Genomic DNA, 18,970 nt, shown 5'->3' with positions numbered 1-18,970 from the left:
GGGCGTGTGCGCGGAGCCCGCGCGCTGCGCTCACCGGCTGAGATCGTCGACCGCCTCGACGTGGTCCGCGACCGCGACGACCAGGACGCGGGTGTCCTCCTCGGTGGCCCGCCAGCGATGGCGCACCCCCCCGGTGAGATACAGGGTGTCGCCCTTGCCCAGGCGGTACGCGCGGCCCTCCGCCTCGACCTCGACGAAGCCCTCGGCCACGTACATCAACTCGTCGTTGCGGTGCTGGAACTCACGGCCGGCGTCCTGGTCGCCGGAGAACTCCATGGCGTGCAACTGGTGGTGACCGCGCACCAGGGGGCGCACACGGGGCTCATGGGTGAACTCGGAGTCGTCGGCGCGCACCACGTCGACACTGCGCGCCGGGTCGGCTGCCGCCAGCAGCTCCACGCGGGTGGTGCCGAGGGCATCGGCCACGCGTTCCAGGGAACGCGTACTGGGCCGGGCCCGTTCGTTCTCGACCTGGCTGAGGAAGGGCACCGAGAGACCGCTGCGCTCGGCGACGACGGCGAGGGTGAGCTCCAGCGCCCGGCGGCGCCGCCTGACGGCCGCGCCCACTCGAAGGGTCTCCTTGTTGTCGTCCATCGCTTCGGCTCCCCCCTGTGCGTCGTCGGTGCGTGAGGTGCGGTGGCTGCGCGGTTTCCCATGGCTTGCGCGCCCATGTCTCGCGGGTTCCTGATGTGTTGTCTGCACCCTACGGGTGTTCGGCAAACCGTTTCATGCGGCCGTCACATCCCCGTAAACATTGCCTCATCGGTCGTGTATATGCCGCGAGGGGCGGACGGCACCGTACAGTGCCGTCCGCCCCTCGCCGTACTGTGTGCGTCCGCTGCTACGGAGTCATGCGTTCCACCATGTCAGGGTGCTCCTTGAGCCACGCGGCGACGGCGTCCTCCTCGTGTCCCTGGCCGCGGTCCTTGATCTCGGCCTCCAGGCTGCCGAGTTCGTCCTCGCTCATCTTGAAGTTCTTGATCCACTTGGTGAGCTGCGGATACTGCCCGGGGAACTTCTTGTTGGAGATCGTCCGGATCGTGTTGCCCTCACCGAACAGCTTCTTCTCGTCCGACAGCTTGGTCAGCTCGTACTCGCTGTAGGCCCAGTGCGGGGACCACAGGACGACGGCGACGGGCTCCTTCTTGGCGTACGCGCGCTTCAGCTCGGCGAGCATCGCGGGCGTGGAGCCGTCGACGACCTTGTACTCCTTGTCGAGGCCGTAGCCCGGAAGCACGTCCTTCTTGAGGAGGTTCATCTCGCCGGTGCCCGGCTCGATGCCGATGATCCTGCCGTCGAAGGTGTCGGCCTTGCCCTTGAGGTCCGCCAGGGACTTGATGCCCTTGACGTAGGAGGGCACCGAGACCTCCAGGGACGTCGGCTCGTACCAGGTGCCGAGGTCCTTCAGGTTGTCCTTGTGCTTGTTCCAGTAGTTCGACTGCGCGTACGGCAGCCAGGCGTCGAAGTTGAGGTCGATGTCACCGGAGGCCAGGCCCGTGTAGACCGGGCCGACGTCCATCTGCTTCAGGTTCAGCGTGTAGCCGCGCCGGGCCAGCACGTTCTTCCACAGGTAGGTGACGGCGACGTCCTCGTCCCACGGGAACCAGGCGACGTCGATGGCGTTCTTCGCCTCGGCTGGGGTCCCCGACGAGGAGCCCGCGACCGGGGCCAGCTTGTCCACGACGTCGGAGTTGGTCTTCAGCCAGGTGCGCACGGCGTCCTGCTGAGCGCCCTTGCCGGCCTTGTTGATCTCCGCCTCAAGACCGGTGAGCTGCTTCTCGGTCATCTTGAAGTTCTTGAGCCACTTGCCGACGACCGGTTCGTCCTTCGCGAAGCCCTTGCGGGACAGCGTGTGCACTCCGTCGCCCTTGCCCCAGGCGCCCTTGGTGTCCTTGAGCTTCTTCAGCTCGTACTCGCTGTACGCCCAGTGCGGCGACCAGAGCGTGCCGACGAACGGCTCCTTCTTGGCGTACGCGCGCTTCAGCTCGGCCAGCATCGCCGGCGTGGAGCTGTCGACGACCTTGTACTCCTTGTCGAGCCCGTACTCCTTGAGGACCTTCGTCTTGAGCAGGCCCATCATTCCGGCGCTGGACTCGATGCCGGTGATCTTGCCGCCGAACTCGTCCGATCTGCCCTTGAGGTCCTCCAGGGAGTCGATGCCCTTCATGTAGGCGGGCACGCTCAGTTCCAGGGACGTCGGGCCGAACCAGGAGCCCAGGTCGTCGAGCTGCTTGCCGTACTTCTTCCAGTACTCGGCGTGGGTGGTGGGCAGCCACGAGTCCGTCTGGAAGTCGATGTCTCCCTGTGCGAGGGAGGTGTAGAGGGGGCCCGCGTCGAACTGCTTGACCTCGACGTCGTAGCCGCGCCGCTCCAGGATCTCCTTCCACAGGAAGGTGGAGGCCACGCCCTCGTCCCAGGGGATGTAACCGATGGTGATCTTCTTGCCCTGGCCGACGTTCTTGGAGTCGGACGCGGTGGTCTCGCTGTCGTCGGAGCCGAACACGCCCATGCCGCCCGCGACGAGCGCGAGGACGACGACACCGATCACGGCGACGGTGGGCTGGGGACGATAGGTCCAGATCTTCAGGCCCTGCGCGGCACGCAGCTTGGCGGCGGCGCGCCGGCCGAGCGGCGAGACCTGGGTGCCCAGCGCGCTGGTCATCCGGTCCAGGTAGATGGCGAGGATGACGATGGCGACGCCCGCCTCGGAGCCGAGGCCGACGTTCAGCTGGCCGATGGCCTCGTTCACGTCACCGCCGAGGCCGCCGGTGCCGACCATCCCCGCGATGGCGGCCATGGACAGACCCAGCATGATGACCTGGTTGACGCCCGCCATGACGGTGGGCAGGGCCAGCGGCAGCTGGACGCGCAGCAGGATGTTGCCGGGGGTGGTGCCGAACGCGTCGGCGGCCTCGACCAGTTCCTTGTCGACCTGCCGGATGCCCAGTTCGGTCATCCGGACGCCGGGTGCCAGCGCGAAGATCAGGGTGGCCACGATGCCCGCGGGGGCGCCGGTGCCGAAGAACAGGATCGCCGGGATCAGGTAGATCATCGCCGGCAGCGTCTGCATGAAGTCGAGCACGGGCCGCACAATGGCGCTTACCCGGTCCGAGCGGGCCGCCCAGATGCCGACGGGCACGGAGATGACGAGCGCGATGATCGTCGCCACCAGGACGAGCGACAGCGTCACCATCGCGTTCTCCCACAGTTCGAGGGAGTCGATGAACGCGAATCCCACGAAGGTGAGGAGACCTGCCGAGGTGCCGCGCAGCCAGAAGGCGATGACCGCGAAGATACCCGCGAGGAGGAGCGGTTCGGGGGCTTGGAGGACGGCGTTGATGCCGTCGTAGGCGCCCAGGAAGACGGTCTTGAAGAAGTCGAAGAGCCACGCCATGTGGTTCAGCAGCCAGTCGACCGCGTCGTTGACCCAGTCGCCGAAGGGGATTCTAGGCATCGGTCTTCACCGCTCCGAGGGTCTTGTCACGCGGGTTGTCGCAGGGCGCGGGTTCGCCCTGTTCGTCGCCGAGGAAGGCGACGAGCCGTTGCCGGGGCACACGGCCGACCAGCTTCCCCTTCTTGTCGACGACGGCGACGGCGTGCGCCAGCCGCGCGCTGACGGCGCACAGTTCGCCGAACGAGGTGTCGGGCCTCGCGGTCTCGCAGCCGCAGTCCGCCTCGTCGCCGCGCAGCTCCGTCTCCATGACGGAGGCCGCGGTGAGGACCCTGGAGCGGTCGACGTCCTGGGTGAAGGAGGCCACGTAGTCGTTCGCGGGGCGTACGAGGATGTCCTCGGCGGTGCCTATCTGCACGATCCGGCCGTCCCGCATGACGGCGATGCGGTCGCCCAGGCGCATGGCCTCGTTGAGGTCGTGGGTGATGAAGACGATGGTCTTCTTCAGCTTCTTCTGGAGTTCGATCAGCTGGTCCTGCATGTCGCGGCGGATCAGCGGGTCGAGCGCGCTGAAGGACTCGTCCATCAGCAGCAGGTCGGCGTCGGTGGCGAGCGCCCGGGCGAGGCCCACGCGCTGCTGCATACCGCCGGACAGTTCGTCGGGCCAGGACTTCTCCCAGCCGGCGAGCCCGGCCAGGATCAGGGCCTTGTTGGCGCGCTCGTGGCGCTCGGCGCGCGGCACCCCCTGTACTTCGAGGCCGTACGCGGCGTTCTCCAGGACGCTGCGGTGCGGGAAGAGCGCGAAGTGCTGGAAGACCATGCTCACCTTGCGGGAGCGGACCTCGCGCATCTGACGGTCGTTCAGCGCGGTCAGGTCCTGTCCGTCGAAGACCACGCGCCCCTCGGTGGGCTCAAGGAGCCCGTTGAGCATGCGCAGCAGCGTGGACTTGCCGGATCCTGAGAGTCCCATCACGACGAAGATCTCGCCGGGTTCCACCGTGAAAGAGGCGTCGATCACCGCGGCGGTGATGCCGTCGGCGCGCAGTTCCTCGCGGTCGACTCCCCCTCGCAGTCGCTCGACGGCCTCGCCGGGTCGTCTGCCGAACACTTTGTAGAGCCGTTCCGCCTGCAGCCTGGATGACACAAGTACCTCTCCGGTCGAACGAAGACGGCCCGCCTCCCCCGCCGGCGGGCCGTGGAGCGATGCGGGTTCCGCCCGCTCATCCGGTCCGCGCATGTTCAGGTGTGGTTGAAAATGCGACCGGGTCGCTCCGGATGCGCCCCTGCCCCGACTCCTCTGGCGCAAACCCGACCGTGTCCCAGTTCACATTTTGTTTACTTGTGCACGGTTGCGGAACTCGTGCCGGTTCGCTCCTCCACGCCGGGCCTCTTCCGCACGGTCCGCGCCGCACGGTGACTGTCAGTGGCGTACGGCATGATGCGAGGCGTGACGCAGCAGACGCAGCAGCTCCGGCGAACCATGCTCCTCGACACCGCCTCCCTGTACTTTCGCGCCTATTTCGGGGTGCCGGAATCCGTGAAGGCCCCGGACGGCACTCCCGTGAACGCGGTGCGGGGACTTCTCGAGTTCATCGACCGCCTGGTGAAGGACCACCGGCCGGACGACCTGGTGGCTTGTATGGACGCGGACTGGCGCCCGCAGTGGCGGGTCGACCTGATCCCCTCGTACAAGGCGCACCGGGTCGCCGAGGAGACGGAGACGGGCCCCGACGAGGAGGAGGTGCCCGACACCCTGTCGCCGCAGGTGCCGGTCATCGAGGAGATCCTGGACGCGCTGGGCATCGCGCGCGTGGGGGTCGAGGGGTACGAGGCGGACGACGTGATCGGCACGTTCGCCGGCCGCGCCACGGGCCCGGTCGACATCGTCACCGGCGACCGCGACCTGTACCAACTGGTGGACGACAAGCGGGGCATCCGCGTGCTGTACCCGCTCAAGGGCGTCGGCTCCCTGCAGCTCACGGACGAGTCCTGGCTGCGCGAGAGGTACGGCGTGGACGGGCCGGGGTACGCGGACCTCGCACTGCTGCGCGGCGACCCCAGCGACGGGCTGCCGGGCGTGCCGGGCATCGGCGAGAAGACGGCCGCCAAGCTGCTGGCCGAGTTCGGGGACCTGGCCGGGATCATGGCGGCGGTGGACGACCCGAAGGCCAAACTCACCCCGTCGCAGCGCAAGCGCCTGGACGAGTCACGGCCGTACGTGTCGGTCGCGCCGAAGGTCGTCAAGGTGGCCGGTGACGTGCCCCTGCCGGAGGTGGACACCGCGGTGCCCCGCGCACCACGCGATCCGGCGGCCCTCGACGCGCTGGCGGCGCGCTGGGGCCTCGGCGGCTCGTTGACACGCCTGCTGTCGACTCTGGGGTCGTGAGAGGGACACTGGACGCGTGGGGTCGCACCACTGCCCCCTGTTCAACTGAGGCGTGTCACCGAGGTGCGGCACAGGGAGAGGTGCTAACTTAGGTAAGCCTTAGCGAACTTACCCAGGAGGCCGTTATGGCAGAGCGTCCGGCACGCAAGGCTCCCAAGCCGCACTCCGCGCGGGTCGTCCGTACGGAGCGGCTGACTCCGCACATGCAGCGCGTGGTCCTCGGCGGCGAGGGTCTCGCCGACTTCACCGCGGGCACCAGCACCGACCATTACGTGAAGCTGTTGTTCGGCGCCGAGGGCGTGACGTATCCGGAGCCCTTCGACATGGCGCGGATCCGCGAGGAGTTCCCCCGTGAGCAGTGGCCCGTCACGCGGACGTACACCGTGCGCGCCTGGGACCCCGAGCAGCGTGAGCTGACCCTGGACTTCGTGATCCACGGCGACGAGGGCCTTGCCGGGCCCTGGGCGGCCCACGTCCGGGCGGGCGAGCTGGTGCGGTTCCTCGGACCGGGTGGGGCGTACGCCCCGGACGCCGAGGCCGACTGGCATCTGCTGGCCGGGGACGAGAGCGCGCTGCCCGCCATCGCCGCCTCCCTGGAGGGCATGCCCGACGGAGCGCGGGTACGCGCCTTCGTGGAGGTGTCGGGCCCCGAGGAGGAGCAGAAGTTCGACTCCGCCACGGAGGTCGTCTGGCTGCACCGCGGTGACCGGCCGGTCGGTGAGGCGCTGGTGGCGGCCGTCCGGGCACTGGAGTTCCCGGCGGGCCGGGTGCACGCGTTCGTGCACGGCGAGGCGGGCTTCGTGAAGGAGCTGCGGCGGCTGCTGCGGGTCGAGCGCGGGATCCCGCGCGAGGACATCTCGATCTCGGGGTATTGGCGCCTGGGGCACAACGAGGACGGGTGGCAGGCCGCGAAGCGCGACTGGAACGCTCAGGTCGAGGCCGAGCAGGAGGGCGCGCCTCCGGTCGCCTCGACCTGAGGGGGTTCCCTCCGGAGCGGGGTGGACATTCGTCAGCGGGTCGGCGGGGGCTAATCGCGCAATCCCCCGCGCCCGCGCACTTCCCAGCGCCCGCGCAGTCCCCCGCGCCCCTGAAGGGCCGTGCGGCCGCTGCGTACGCTTGACCAGGTGAGACGTAAGAACAGGATTCCGCCCTCTCCCCTGCCCCAGCGCGAAGGGGTGGATCCGGTGCGGGTGCGCCTCCCGGCCGACGGGGCCTGGAGCACCGTGCGGGAGTATCTGGCGGAGCGGCTCGCACCACGGGCCGCGGTGATCGACGAGATGCTCGCCGCGGGACGGATCGTGGACGCGGGCGGGCGGCCGGTGGGGGCGGACACGGCGTACGTGCCGGGGATGTTCGTGTGGTTCCACCGCGAGCTGCCGGACGAGGAGCGGGTGCCGTTCCCCGTCGAGGTCGTCCACCGTGACGAGCACATCGTGGTCGCCGACAAACCGCACTTCATCGCCACGACACCCCGGGGCAGTCATGTCACCGAGACGGTTCTCGCCCGGCTGCGGCGCGAACTCGGAGTGCCGACGCTGGGCGCCGCGCACCGGCTCGACCGGCTCACCGCCGGGCTCGTGCTGTTCACGGTGCGGCCCGAGGAACGGGGCGCCTACCAGTCACTGTTCCGCGACCGCCTCGTACACAAGGAGTACGAGGCGGTGGCTCCGTACGCGCCGGCGCTGGACCTGCCCGTCACGGTCCGCAGCCGGATCCACAAGGAGCGGGGCGTGCTCGCCGCCCAGGAGGTGCCGGGCGAGCCGAACGCCGTAACCCGGGTCGAGCTGGTGGAGCACCGGGAGGGCCGGGCCCGCTACCGGCTGCTGCCGCACACCGGCCAGACCCATCAACTGCGGGTGCACATGAGCGCGTTGGGCGTGCCGATCCTCGGCGACCCGCTGTACCCGGTGGTCACCGGCCCCGTGCCAGCCGGTGACTTCCGGCGCCCGCTCCAACTGCTGGCGCGGGTACTGGAGTTCACCGATCCGGTCACGGGGCACAGCCATGCGTTCCGCAGCGGACGGACGCTCCTGGCCTGGTCCGCCCACGACGACTGGGCCGGTGAAGGACCGGCCCGGTGACGTCGGTGGCCGTCGGGCTCAGTAGCCGCGCCACCAGCGCACGAAGCGCTGCCAGGCACCGAGCCGGTGCCCCGGGTCGGCGGCCGGATCGGCGGCCGGGGGGTCCGGCAGGTCGATGGTGGGACGCGGCACCGGAGCGGCCTCCAGGGACGGGTCGGAGAGGTCCCAGTCCGGCCGCGGGCGGGGCACCTCGCTGACGCCGGGCCGCTCCATGACGTCCTGCGGCGAAGCCGGGGCGAACACGACCGGCAGTTCCGCCAGATGCCGCGAGGAGATCGACGCGGTCCACGTCAGGTCGTCCTCGTCCACGGCGAGCCGCACGTCGGGAAGCCGCTTGAGGAGCGCGTCGACACCGACGTCCGCGATGGCACGGCCGATGTCCTGGCCGGGGCACTCGTGCGGGCCGCCGCCGAAGGCGAGGTGCGAGCGGTTGCCCATCATGTTCGCCTTGAGGTCCGGGCGGACATGCGGGTCGACATTGCCCGCCGCCATCCCGAGGAGCAGCCCGTCACCCTTGCGGATGCGCTGCCCGCCCAGCTCCGTGTCCTGCTTGGCGAAGTAGCCGAGGACGTTGCTGAACGGCGGCTCGTTCCACAGGGACTGCTCCACCGCCTGGGGCACCGTCATCTGCCCGCCGTTGAGCTGGGCGCGGAAGCCCGGGTCGGTGAGAACCACGCGCAGCACGTTGGCCAGGAGGTTCGCCGTGGCCTCGTACGCGGCGAGGAGGACGACCCGCAGGTGCTGGCCCACCTCCTCGTCGGTGAGTCCGGCCGGGTGGTTGATGAGATGGCTGGTGAAGTCCTCGGCGGGCTCGGCCCGGCGGCGGACCGTGAGCCGCATCAGCACGCTCATGACGTACTCGTTGCTGGCGATCGCGGTCTCGGTGCCCTTGAGGAGGTCGCGGGTGGCCTGCACCATCCGGTCGTCGTACTCCTCGGGCATGCCGAGGATCTCGCACAGCACGGCCATCGGCAGGTGCTCGGCGAACTGCGAGACCAGGTCGGCGGTGCCGCGGTGGCAGAAGTGGTTGACCAGCTCCTGGGTCCAGTGGTTGATGTGGCGGCGCAGGTCGCGGGAGTTGATGGTCGACATGGCGCCCATCACCGCGCCGCGCAGCCGCTGGTGCTCGTCGCCCTCGGCGTGGGAGCAGATGGGCTGCCAGGTGATGAGCGGCATCAGCGGGTGGTCGGCGCCCGCCGTGCCGTCCAGGAGAGGCGTCCAGATACGGCTGTCGCGGGTGTAGACCGAGGGGTTGCTGATCATGTGGAGGTTCTCGCCGTGTCCGAGCACCATCCAGATGGGCACGTCGTCGTGGAGCAGCACCGGCGCGACGGCGCCGTGCTCGGCGCGCAGCTTCTCGTACAGGCCCGCCAGGTCCTGCGCGTCGGGTCCGTAGAGCCGGCGCAGTCCGCCGGGGCCCGTGCCGTGGGCGGGGCAGCCCGGCGGCGGCCCGGACATGGGGTCGTCCGTACCGGTCAGGGAAGAGGGTTCAGGCGTCACGGTGATCGCTTTCGGAGCTGGATCGGATGTTCGGTCGGTGCCTTGCCCGGCAAGGCACCGAAGGGGCGCGGGGCTGTGTCGACCTGCGGCTCCGCCGCGTGGGCGCGCCGAGCCCCCACCGGGCACGCGGGTCGTCTCCACGCCCACAACGGAGCGCCTAGGCCGACGCCATGGCGATCGAGTGCAGGAACCGCATCAACGTCATCAGGACGTCCCGGCTGGAGGCCCGCCGGCGCGCGTCGCACTGCATCATGGGGATCTCCTCGGACAGGTCGAGCGCCGCCCGCAGGTCCTCCATGGGGTAACGGGGGCCGTCCGGGAAGTCGTTGACGGCGACGACGAACGGCACGCCGCGCTCCTCCAGGCGTCCGATGACGTCGAAGCTGACCTCCAGGCGCCGGGTGTCGACCAGGACGACCGCGCCCAGAGCGCCCTCGAACAGGCCGTTCCACAGGAACCAGAAGCGCTCCTGTCCGGGGGTGCCGAACAGGTACAGCACCAGCTGTTCGGTGATGCTGATGCGGCCGAAGTCCATCGCGACGGTGGTCGCCGTCTTCGTGTCGGAGCCGTAGTTGTCGTCGACCCCGATGCCGGCCTGCGTCATGGTCTCTTCGGTGGTCAGCGGCCTGATCTCGCTGACGGAACCCACCATCGTCGTCTTGCCGACCCCGAATCCGCCCACGATCACGATCTTCACCGCGGCGGTCGCCGTGTGCGGGAGATGGTCCTCGGCGCGGGGCCCCGGGACGGTGTCAGAGCTTTTGAAGTCCATGCATCACCGCTTCGAGAAGGGATCGGTCGGGCAGCTCCGCGCGGACGATGGGAGCGCGCGCCTGTACCAGTTCAGCCGTCAGCAGCTCGGTCAGCAGTACGGTCACCACGCTGAACGGCAGATTGAGATAGGCCGAGACCTCGGCCACGGACATGGGGGCCTGGCAGAGCCGGAGCAGCGCCGACTGTTCCGGCTGGGCTGTGGGCGGGGCGTCGGCGCACGCCACGATTAAGGTCACCAGGTCGAGTTCGGCACGGTCGCCGCCCTCGACCTGGCCGGTGACGACATACAGCCGTTCCGGCTCGCGGGGCCGGCCCTGCGCGCCCGGCCCGGTCGCTCCGCCGGGTCCTTCCGGCGGCGGCGCGGGTTTCGGCCTGGGCGCCGCCTTGGGCAGGCGCCGGCGTCGTTGGGGAGGACTCATACGGTCTGCCCGTTGCGCCGGGGCGGACTCGTGAGGTGTGCGCCGATCCGGACGACGAGGTCACGCATCCGGGCGCTCATGAGTCCGGCGTCGACGTGGGCCTCGGCCAGCACCGCGAGATAGGCGTTGGGCCCCGCGGCCATCATGTAGAAGTAACCGCCCTCCATCTCGATGATGACCATGCGCATCTTGCCGTCGGTGTCGGGGATCTCGGTGGCGACGGCCCCGGCGAGGCTCTGGAGTCCGGCGCAGGCCGCGGCGATGCGGTCGGCGGCGTCGGGGTCGCCGCCGTACCGGGCGATGCGCAGACCGTCGGCGGAGAGGACGACCACCTGCCGGGTGCCGTACACCCCGTCGGACAGCTCCTTGAGCATCCAGTCGAAATTGGCGCGCTGCTGGATCACTTGAGGTCCCCCTCGTCGTCGGCCTCGGTACGGGCCGGACTGTTCGTCGCTCCGGGTGTCTGCTGCTGGTCTCCGTCGCCCTTGAGGCCGGCCATGAACGCCTCGACCCACAGCCCGGGTTCCTTCTCTTCCTTCTTCTTCTTGGGCACCTGGGTGGACGACCGGGTCCAGTCGATGACGGGGCGGCCCTCCTTGCGCGCGGCCTCCGCCTCCGCCGCGGCGGCCCTGGCCTCCTTCACGCGCTGGCTGTAGGGGACCGTGACGCGGCTGCGGCGCTGCGGCAGCCCGTTGGCCGTCCACTCGGTGACCTCGGGGACGTCGTCCTCCATCTCGTCCGGCCGGGAGGTACGCGGTCCGGTGGTGGGACGGCGCTTCTTCTCGACGCGCTTGGGGCCCTCGACGCCGTCGAAGTCGACCTTGGGTACGGCCGCCGCGCCGATGCCGTGGGCGAGAGCGGGGGCGTTGTCCTCGGTGAGCAGCTTGCGCGGTACGACGAGGACCGCGCGTACGCCGCCGTACGCGGACTGGCGCAGGGAGACCTGCATGTCGTACATGTCCATGAGGCGGCCGACGACGGCGAGGCCCAGCCGGGGGTCCTCACCGAGCTGGTTGAGGTCGGGCCCTTCCGCCGCCTGCGCGAGCATCCGCTCGGCCCGGGTACGGGCCTCCTCGCTGAGGCTGACGCCGGCGTCCTCGATCTCGATGGCGACGCCGGTCTGCACCTCGACGGCGGTGACGTGCACCTTGGTGTGCGGCGGCGAGTACCGCGTGGCGTTGTCGAGGAGTTCGGCGGCGGCGTGGATGACCGGCTCGACGTGGATGCCGTCGACGCTCACCTTGGCGATGGAGTGCAGCTCGATGCGCCGGTACTCCAGGATGCGGGACATGGCACCGCGCAGCACGCTGTACAGCGGGACCGGCGCGGGCCACTGGCGGCCGGGGCGGCCGCCGCCGAGCACGGCGATGGAGTCGGCGAGGCGGCCGATCAGCGCGGTGCCGTGGTCGATGCGCAGCAGGTCGTCGAAGACCTCGGGGTTGCGCCCGTGGTCCTCCTCCATCTCGCGGAGTTCCACGTTCTGCTGGTGGACGATCGCCTGCACACGGCGGGCGATGTTGACGAAGGAGCGCTGCGCGGCCTCGCGCTGCAGTTCCTCGTTGTCGATGATCCGCAGCAGTTCGATCAGGAGTGCGCGCTGGGAGCGGGGGATGTTCCGCTGGGCGGGGTCGTTGTCGATCAGCCGCCGGACCGTCTCCTCGGGCGACCTGCCGCCGCGCATCGCCTTGAGGACGGTGGGCAGCAGGTGCTCGCGGAGATGGTCGATCTCGGCGTCGTGCAGGGAGACGCGCCGTTCCATGGACTCTGTGCGGCGGGCGAGTTCGGCCCGAGCCGCGCGGATGACCCGGCCGCGCCGGACCGCTTCCGCGGCTGTGGCGATCACGAGCAGGGTCGCGATGGCTCCGCACCAGCCGACGGCCGCGCGAGCCGGCTGCGTCACCAGGGCGACGGCGGTGCCGGTCGCGGCGGCCATCACTATGGCCGGCAGCAACAGCACGCGCGCGTAGGGAACTTCGCGGCCACCGGGAGGCAATTGAACACTCACCATGTATGCCCTCTGAGACAAGTCGACTGGAGGTCGGGGGGAGGTAACTGGATCTACAGAACTTGGGGGAACAAGCGCACGAATTCATCTCAACTCGGTGCGCTGCGGGCGAGCTTAGTCCGACCGGATCATCGCTGTGTCATATTCAGCAACCACCTGAAATCGCCCCCGCAACAGGAGTACGCTCTGCCCCATTTACACGCCACGCATCCAAGCGAACACCCAGAGTGACAGCGTACGGGCATACGAAAACCCCTCATCAGAAGGGGTGATGACGGTTTTCGCACCGCCACGGAACAGACCCGGACCCGGGCACCCTCACGGTGCGGGCCCGGGTCCGTCCAACGGCTCAGCGTCTCGGCGCGTCAGCCCACCGACGAGTACGCCACCACTCCGCGCAGCAGTTGGTCGACGGCCTTGCGGGCGTTCTTCGCCACCGTCGAGCTCGCCGCGCCGGAGATCGGCGCCGCCGCCGAGATCTGCCCGAGCACGTCGATGACCTGCTTGCACCAGCGCACGAAGTCACCGGCGGGCATCTCCGCCTCGCGCAGCACCTCGTCCAGGCCCTTGCCCGACGCCCACTCGTGCGCCGCCCAGGCGAAGCCCAGGTCGGGCTCGCGCTGGCCCACGCCCTCGGTCTGGGTGATGCGGAAGTCCTCCTCCAGGGCGTCGAGCCGGCCCCAGATGCGGACCATCTCGCCCAGCGCGGCCTTCGCCCTGCCGGACGGCAGCTTGGGCGCCATCGCGTCGTCGCCGACCCGGGACTCGTACACCAACGCCGAGACGCACGCGGCCAGTTCGGCCGGCGCCAGGCCCTCCCAGACTCCCTCGCGCAGGCATTCGCTGGAGAGCAGGTCCATCTCGCCGTACAGCCTGGCGAGCCGCTTGCCGTGCTCGGTGACCTCGTCGCCCCGCAGGTAGTCCATCTCGGTCAGCAGCGCGACGATGCGGTCGAAGGTGCGGGCGATGGTGTTCGTCCGGCCCTCGATGCGCTGCTCCAGCTGCGCGGTGTCGCGCCGCAGCCGGTGATAGCGCTCCGCCCAGCGGGCGTGGTCCTCGCGGTCGCTGCACCCGTGGCAGGGGTGGGCGCGGATGGCGGTCCGCAGACGGGCGATCTCGCGGTCGTCGGCGGCCTCGGCCCGCTTCTTGCGGTGCCGGTCGGGCACGATGTGCCCGGCCTTGGTCCGCAGCGCGGAGGCCAGATCGCGGCGCGACTGCGGCGAGCGCGCGTTGAACGACTTCGGGATGCGCATCCGCTCCAGGGCCTCCACGGGCACCGGGAAGTCCATCGACGCGAGCCGCTTGACCTGCCGCTCGGCGGTCAGCACCAGCGGCCGGGGCCCGTCGTGCTGCTCGAAGCCCCGGTGGCCGTTGGAGCGCCCCGCGGGCAGCCCCGGGTCCAGGACCAGCGCGAGTCCCGCGAACTTGCCGGTCGGCACGTGGATGATGTCGCCCGGCTTGAGCTTCTCCAGCGCGACGGCCGCCTCGGCCCGCCGCTGGGAGGCGCCCTGCTTGGCCAGCTCGGTCTCCCGGTCCTTCAGCTCGCGCCGCAGCCGCGCGTACTCGTCGAAGTCGCCCAGGTGGCAGGTCATCGACTCCTTGTAGCCCTCAAGACCCTCCTCGTTGCGCTGCACCTGACGGGAGATCCCGACGACCGACTTGTCGGCCTGGAACTGCGCGAAGGACGTCTCCAGCAGCTCACGCGAGCGGTGCCGCCCGAACTGCTCGACGAGGTTCACCGCCATGTTGTACGAGGGCTTGAAGCTGGAGCGCAGCGGGTACGTGCGCGTGCCGGCGAGTCCCGCGAGGTGGTCGGGGTTCATACCGCGCTGCCACAGCACCACCGCGTGGCCCTCGACATCGATGCCACGGCGGCCGGCCCGCCCGGTGAGCTGGGTGTACTCGCCGGGAGTGATGTCCGCGTGCTGCTCGCCGTTCCACTTGACGAGCTTTTCCAGCACCACCGAACGGGCGGGCATGTTGATGCCCAGCGCCAGGGTCTCGGTGGCGAACACGGCCTTCACCAGGCCGCGTACGAACAGTTCCTCGACGACCTCCTTGAACGTCGGCAGCATGCCCGCGTGGTGGGCCGCGATGCCGCGCTCCAGGCCTTCCAGCCACTCGTAGTAGCCCAGGACGTGCAGGTCCTCGTCCGGGATGGACGCCGTGCGCTCCTCGACGAGGGCACGGACCCGTTCCCTGGCGTCCTCGTCGTTCAGCCGCAGGCCCGCGTACAGACACTGCTGGACGGCCGCCTCACAGGCCGCGCGGCTGAAGATGAACGTGATGGCGGGCAGCAGCCCCTCGGAGTCGAGCCGCTCGATGACCTCGGGCCGGCCCGGTGTCCACACCCGGGACCGCTGCCTGCGCTCGCGCTCCCGGTCGGCGTCGCGCATCGCGCGGCCCCGCTTGCGGTCCTGGTACGACGGACGGCTCGCCTCCATGCGCGCCAGGCGCGTGAGGTCGGGGTTGACGGCCTTCTTGTGGCCCTCGCCCTCCTCGAAGAGGTCGTACATCCGCCGGCCGCCGAGCACGTGCTGGAACAGCGGGACGGGCCGGTGCTCGGAGACGATCACCTCGGTGTCGCCGCGGACGGTGTCGAGCCAGTCCCCGAACTCCTCCGCGTTCGACACGGTCGCCGACAGCGACACCAGCGTGACCGACTCCGGGAGGTGGATGATCACTTCCTCCCAGACGGCGCCCCGGAAGCGGTCCGAGAGGTAGTGCACCTCGTCCATGACGACGTACCCGAGGCCCAGGAGGGTCCGCGAGCCCGCGTACAGCATGTTGCGCAGCACCTCGGTGGTCATCACGACCACGGGGGCGTCGCTGTTGACGCTGTTGTCGCCGGTGAGGAGGCCCACCTTGTCCGCGCCGTAACGACGGGACAGGTCCGCGTACTTCTGGTTCGACAGGGCCTTGATGGGTGTCGTGTAGAAGCACTTCTTGCCCTGCTGTAGGGCGAGATGGACGGCGAACTCGCCCACGATCGTCTTGCCCGAGCCGGTGGGCGCGGCCACCAGGACTCCTTTGCCCCCTTCAAGAGCTTTACAGGCCTCGATCTGGAAGGGGTCGAGGCCGAAGTCGTACATCTCGCGGAAGCCCGCGAGCGCGGTGGCCTGCTCGACAGCGCGCTTCCGTGCTGCCGCGTACCGCTCGGCCGGTGAGAGGTCGTCTGTCATCGTGCTTTCGAGACTACCGGCCACCACTGACAACAGGACGATCATTATCCGATCGGAACACCCTGATCCGACTACACCCGCTTCCCACCGGTGTGTCCACCCACCCCCTCCGGAGCCACACCTGCACCCCAGCCCCTGGGGGCGCGGGGAACGGCGCAATCTTTGGCCTTTGCCTTCAGGGGCGCGGGGAACGGCGCAATCTTTCGCCCTTGCCCTCAGGGGCGCGGGGAACGGCGCAAGCAGCCCCACCACCCCCGGGGGGGGCCGGGCCCGCTCAGGGCCCAGCGACCCGCACAGCCCCCCGCACGCACTCCGCGACCAGCGGCAGCGGCCCCAGCGGCTCGCCGTCCGCGTACCCCGTGATCCCCTCCGCGGCCAGTTCGACTTTCGCGGCCCGGTACATGCTGACCATCGGGTGGCTCAGATGCGTGCCCTTGTAGACCTGCGGGAAGACCCGCAGCAGTGACGCACGGCCGCACGCGCCGACCACCGTGATGTTGAAGAGCCCGTCGGTGAGGTCCGCGTCCGCGCAGATCTGCATACCGCCTCCGTACGAGGACCCGTTGCCGACGGCCACGAGCGTCGCCTCGATCTCCCGGACCTCGCCGTCGTCCAGCGTGATCCGGTACGGGAAGGGCTTGAAGGCGGCGAGTTCGGCGAGCATCGCGAGGTCGTACTTGAACCGCCCGGTGGGCCAACGCATCCGGTTGCCGCGGTCGTTGACCCGCGAGTCGAAGCCGGAGGCGAGGACCGTGCCGAACCACGTGCCGCCCACCCGCCCGAGGTCGATGTCCCGCAGGCGGCCCTCCTTGAGCGCCCCGGCGACCACGCGCCCCGCGGCTGCCGGATCCCGCACGGGCAGCCCCAGGGACCGTGCGAAGTCGTTCCCGGTACCGACGGCGACCAGTCCCAGAGGCGTGTCCGTCCCGGCGACGGCCTGCAGAGCGAGGCCCGCCATGCCGTCGCCCCCGACGGCCACCAGGGCGCCGGTGCCGGCCGCCACGGCGGCACGCGCGCGCGTGAGGGCGTCCCGGGCGTTCTCCCCGAGGACCGTACGCACGGAGAAGCCCGCGGCCCGGAGAGCCGAAGCGGCCGGCTGCGCCGCGCGGGCGCCCCGGCCGCGTCCCGCGGTGGGATTGACGAAGAGGGTGATCTCGCTGGTCACGGCCCGGACCTTACAAGGTCGGCGGCGACGTCAGGTCACGTCGTCGTAACCGTTGATCCGCTCCCGCTCCCGCTCGCCCTCCGCCTGCGCGGGCAGCGCGCGGTTGGCCGCCACGGGTTCGATCTCACCGATGTCCTCGGGGGTGAGGTCCAGCTCGGAGGCCTCGTCGTCGTCGGGGCCCTCGGCCTCACGACGGGCCCTGCGGCGGTCGTTCAGCAGGGAGAAGGCGGTGGCCGCGAAGTACAGGATCCAGATGGGTCCGGCGAGCGCCAGCATCGTCAGCGGGTCGGTGCTGGGCGTGGCGATGGCCGCGAAGACGGTGATGCCCATGATCATGCCGCGCCACCAGCCGGCCATGCGCCTGCCGGTGATCACGCCGGTCATGTTGAGCATCACCAGGAGCAGCGGGAGCTCGAAGGAGAGACCGAAGACGACGACCATGCGGGTCACGAGGTCGAGCAGGTCGTCCAGCGGCAGCAGGTTGTCGACGCCGAACGGCGTGAACTCGATCAGGACCTTCGCGGTGGTGGGAAGCACCTTGTAGGCGAAGAACGCGCCGCCGAGGAAGAGCGGGACACCCGACGCGACGAACGCGTACGCGTACTTCTTCTCGCTGCGGTGCAGGCCCGGCGCGACGAACGCCCAGAGCTGGTAGAGCCAGACCGGCGAGGCCAGCACGACACCGGCCATCAGGGAGACCTTCAGGGCCAGCGTGAAGGGCGTCAGCAGACCGTTGATCGTGATCTGCGCACAGGGGTCGTCGGACGACGACTTCGCCAGCTGCTGGAAGGTCTTGTCGCAGCCGACCTCTTTGAGGATCGGCTCCGTGAAGAAGTTGATGATGTCGTTGTAGAAGAAGGCGGCGACGACCGTGACGAGGACGATGGCCAGCATCGCCTTCGCGAGCCGGTTGCGGAGCTCACGAAGATGTTCCGCGAGGGGCATCCGCCCCTCCGGATCCTTCTCTTCCTTCTTGCGGGCGGACTTCAGCAACCCACGTTCCCATCTCGTGCGGCAGGCCGGCGGTCACCGGCCCCCTAGGTCAGCGCTTGGTCGTGTCCGTGGGCTCGGTGACCGGGCGGGAACTGGTCACGTCGCCGGGTGCGGCCTGGATCGTGCGCTGGGGCTGCTGGTCGTCGTGCGGGGGCGCGGCCGGAGCGGCGGCGTCGTCCTTGCCCTCGCTCTTCATCGCCTTGGCCTCGCTCTTGAGGATGCGGGCGGACTTGCCCAGGGAGCGGGCCATGTCGGGAAGCTTCTTCGCGCCGAACAGCAGGATGACGACGACGAGGATGAGAATGATCTCGGGAGCGCCGAGCCTTCCGAACATAAGCTTTTACCTTCTCACCGAGGCGGCGTGGTTGGGTTGCTGCCCGACCGGTCGGACGTCTGTCCGAGGGTCGCGCTGGCAGCGATCGTAACGCTCAGGGGTGAACGGGAGGCAATCCCTGTGCGTACTCCCAGTTCGCGGTCGGCGCCTCACTCTCCGGGCCGCGACCAGCAGCGTACCTGCCGACCCTGCGAAGTTGACAGGTCAGAGTGACTCAAAGCGTACGGACAGGAAGACTCAGAGTGCGTCCGCGGAACGTGCCACTCCCACGGACGCGTGCTCCAGATCCTCGGCCGCGCGGCTGATCCGGCGTGCGGATTCGTCGACCTGCCTGCCCAGACGTTCCGCCTCCAGGAACACACGGACGGCGAGCACGCCGAGCACGGCGATTCCCAGGAAACCCACAGCGATCGCGAACATCGGCCAGAACATGGCTCGACCCTAAGCCCCCCGGCCCGTCCTCTGCAGACGCAGGGCCCGCACCCCTCCTCCGGTGAGCAGCTCGACGATGCGCTCCCCGGCCGGTTTACGGACCGCCGTACGGCACTCCGGGCAGGTGAAGGAGTAGAAAGTGGTCCGATGTGTGGCGCCGACGACCAGGCGCAGGGCGCTCGCGGCAAGCTCAAAGCCGCCCCGGCAGTCCGGGCACGCGGCCTTGAACACCACGGGGTCCACTCTCGTCATCCCGGAGAACGCGGACGCCACGGACATCTCACTCGTACCAGACATTGCCGACCCGC

Annotated in this window: 17 protein-coding genes; 3 read left to right on the top strand and 14 right to left on the bottom strand. The window is 69.8% G+C overall.

Annotated features, from left to right (window positions below; translation table 11 throughout):
* Window positions 1–30: 30 nt before the first annotated feature.
* The 3 genes from IE278_RS37160 to IE278_RS37150 all read right to left on the bottom strand — a co-directional run bounded on the left by IE278_RS37160 (window position 31) and on the right by IE278_RS37150 (window position 4,535).
* Complete coding sequence (locus IE278_RS37160; RefSeq protein WP_189779363.1) at window positions 31–594, bottom strand: helix-turn-helix domain-containing protein; 564 nt, start codon at window positions 592–594, stop codon at window positions 31–33.
* 247 nt (window positions 595–841) lie between these two features.
* Entirely contained in the window at window positions 842–3,454 is a 2,613-nt protein-coding gene (locus IE278_RS37155; RefSeq protein WP_189779361.1) for an ABC transporter permease/substrate binding protein, read from the bottom strand.
* Window positions 3,447–4,535 (bottom strand): quaternary amine ABC transporter ATP-binding protein, encoded by a 1,089-nt coding sequence (locus tag IE278_RS37150; RefSeq protein WP_189779359.1) that lies wholly within the window; start codon window positions 4,533–4,535, stop codon window positions 3,447–3,449. The genes IE278_RS37155 and IE278_RS37150 overlap by 8 nt, the downstream gene beginning before the upstream one ends.
* Window positions 4,536–4,829: 294 nt before the next feature.
* On the opposite strand from IE278_RS37150, the gene IE278_RS37145 reads away from it, so the two are divergent.
* The 3 genes from IE278_RS37145 to IE278_RS37135 all read left to right on the top strand — a co-directional run bounded on the left by IE278_RS37145 (window position 4,830) and on the right by IE278_RS37135 (window position 7,858).
* Window positions 4,830–5,777, top strand: a complete 948-nt coding sequence (locus tag IE278_RS37145; protein WP_189779385.1) for a 5'-3' exonuclease — start codon at window positions 4,830–4,832, stop codon at window positions 5,775–5,777.
* 125 nt (window positions 5,778–5,902) lie between these two features.
* The gene (locus IE278_RS37140) at window positions 5,903–6,754 is read left to right on the top strand and encodes a siderophore-interacting protein (RefSeq protein WP_189779357.1); all 852 of its coding nucleotides are present in this window, start codon (window positions 5,903–5,905) and stop codon (window positions 6,752–6,754) included.
* 147 nt (window positions 6,755–6,901) lie between these two features.
* On the top strand, window positions 6,902–7,858 hold the full coding sequence (locus IE278_RS37135) for an RluA family pseudouridine synthase (RefSeq protein ID WP_189779355.1): 957 nt from the start codon (window positions 6,902–6,904) through the stop codon (window positions 7,856–7,858).
* 18 nt (window positions 7,859–7,876) lie between these two features.
* On the opposite strand, the gene IE278_RS37130 is transcribed toward IE278_RS37135, so the two are convergent.
* From IE278_RS37130 to IE278_RS37080, 11 genes are all read right to left on the bottom strand, one after another.
* Window positions 7,877–9,358, bottom strand: coding sequence for a cytochrome P450 (locus tag IE278_RS37130; protein WP_189779353.1), 1,482 nt, complete (start codon window positions 9,356–9,358; stop codon window positions 7,877–7,879).
* 157 nt (window positions 9,359–9,515) lie between these two features.
* The gene (locus IE278_RS37125) at window positions 9,516–10,130 is read right to left on the bottom strand and encodes a GTP-binding protein (protein WP_189779351.1); all 615 of its coding nucleotides are present in this window, start codon (window positions 10,128–10,130) and stop codon (window positions 9,516–9,518) included.
* Entirely contained in the window at window positions 10,111–10,551 is a 441-nt protein-coding gene (locus tag IE278_RS37120) for a DUF742 domain-containing protein (RefSeq protein ID WP_189779349.1), read from the bottom strand. Before IE278_RS37120 ends, IE278_RS37125 begins: the two co-directional genes overlap by 20 nt.
* Complete coding sequence (locus IE278_RS37115; protein ID WP_107019841.1) at window positions 10,548–10,955, bottom strand: roadblock/LC7 domain-containing protein; 408 nt, start codon at window positions 10,953–10,955, stop codon at window positions 10,548–10,550. Before IE278_RS37115 ends, IE278_RS37120 begins: the two co-directional genes overlap by 4 nt.
* On the bottom strand, window positions 10,952–12,559 hold the full coding sequence (locus IE278_RS37110) for a sensor histidine kinase (protein ID WP_189779347.1): 1,608 nt from the start codon (window positions 12,557–12,559) through the stop codon (window positions 10,952–10,954). Before IE278_RS37110 ends, IE278_RS37115 begins: the two co-directional genes overlap by 4 nt.
* A gap of 362 nt (window positions 12,560–12,921) precedes the next feature.
* Window positions 12,922–15,783 carry a DEAD/DEAH box helicase gene (locus IE278_RS37105; protein ID WP_189779345.1) on the bottom strand — a complete coding sequence of 954 codons (2,862 nt, stop codon included), beginning with the start codon at window positions 15,781–15,783 and terminating at the stop codon, window positions 12,922–12,924.
* 229 nt (window positions 15,784–16,012) lie between these two features.
* Window positions 16,013–16,903 (bottom strand): diacylglycerol kinase, encoded by an 891-nt coding sequence (locus IE278_RS37100; protein WP_189779343.1) that lies wholly within the window; start codon window positions 16,901–16,903, stop codon window positions 16,013–16,015.
* Window positions 16,904–16,933: 30 nt separating this feature from the next.
* The gene (tatC, locus tag IE278_RS37095; protein WP_189779341.1) at window positions 16,934–17,896 is read right to left on the bottom strand and encodes a twin-arginine translocase subunit TatC; all 963 of its coding nucleotides are present in this window, start codon (window positions 17,894–17,896) and stop codon (window positions 16,934–16,936) included.
* Between the two features lie 49 nt (window positions 17,897–17,945).
* Window positions 17,946–18,230: a Sec-independent protein translocase subunit TatA gene (gene tatA, locus IE278_RS37090; RefSeq protein WP_189779339.1), complete on the bottom strand. Its 285-nt coding sequence runs from the start codon at window positions 18,228–18,230 to the stop codon at window positions 17,946–17,948.
* Between the two features lie 237 nt (window positions 18,231–18,467).
* Window positions 18,468–18,662, bottom strand: a complete 195-nt coding sequence (locus IE278_RS37085; protein WP_107019847.1) for a hypothetical protein — start codon at window positions 18,660–18,662, stop codon at window positions 18,468–18,470.
* A gap of 9 nt (window positions 18,663–18,671) precedes the next feature.
* Window positions 18,672–18,959, bottom strand: coding sequence for a hypothetical protein (locus tag IE278_RS37080; RefSeq protein WP_189779337.1), 288 nt, complete (start codon window positions 18,957–18,959; stop codon window positions 18,672–18,674).
* Window positions 18,960–18,970 lie beyond the last annotated feature (11 nt).

Origin of the sequence: Streptomyces tauricus, from assembly GCF_014650955.1 — a bacterium.
Taxonomy (GTDB): domain Bacteria; phylum Actinomycetota; class Actinomycetes; order Streptomycetales; family Streptomycetaceae; genus Streptomyces; species Streptomyces tauricus.
This window is presented reverse-complemented; position numbering and strand designations above follow the sequence as displayed.

Bases quoted from the DNA above. Each gene is read 5' to 3' on its own strand.
- IE278_RS37120 (WP_189779349.1), bottom strand. From the start codon at position 10,551: ATGAGTCCTCCCCAACGACGCCGGCGCCTGCCCAAGGCGGCGCCCAGG.
- IE278_RS37125 (WP_189779351.1), bottom strand. From the start codon at position 10,130: ATGGACTTCAAAAGCTCTGACACCGTCCCGGGGCCCCGCGCCGAGGAC.
- tatA (WP_189779339.1), bottom strand. From the start codon at position 18,230: ATGTTCGGAAGGCTCGGCGCTCCCGAGATCATTCTCATCCTCGTCGTC.
- IE278_RS37110 (WP_189779347.1), bottom strand. From the start codon at position 12,559: ATGGTGAGTGTTCAATTGCCTCCCGGTGGCCGCGAAGTTCCCTACGCG.
- IE278_RS37155 (WP_189779361.1), bottom strand. From the start codon at position 3,454: ATGCCTAGAATCCCCTTCGGCGACTGGGTCAACGACGCGGTCGACTGG.
- IE278_RS37140 (WP_189779357.1), top strand. From the start codon at position 5,903: ATGGCAGAGCGTCCGGCACGCAAGGCTCCCAAGCCGCACTCCGCGCGG.
- IE278_RS37085 (WP_107019847.1), bottom strand. From the start codon at position 18,662: ATGTTCTGGCCGATGTTCGCGATCGCTGTGGGTTTCCTGGGAATCGCC.
- IE278_RS37080 (WP_189779337.1), bottom strand. From the start codon at position 18,959: ATGTCTGGTACGAGTGAGATGTCCGTGGCGTCCGCGTTCTCCGGGATG.
- IE278_RS37145 (WP_189779385.1), top strand. From the start codon at position 4,830: ATGCGAGGCGTGACGCAGCAGACGCAGCAGCTCCGGCGAACCATGCTC.
- IE278_RS37105 (WP_189779345.1), bottom strand. From the start codon at position 15,783: ATGATCGTCCTGTTGTCAGTGGTGGCCGGTAGTCTCGAAAGCACGATG.
- IE278_RS37160 (WP_189779363.1), bottom strand. From the start codon at position 594: ATGGACGACAACAAGGAGACCCTTCGAGTGGGCGCGGCCGTCAGGCGG.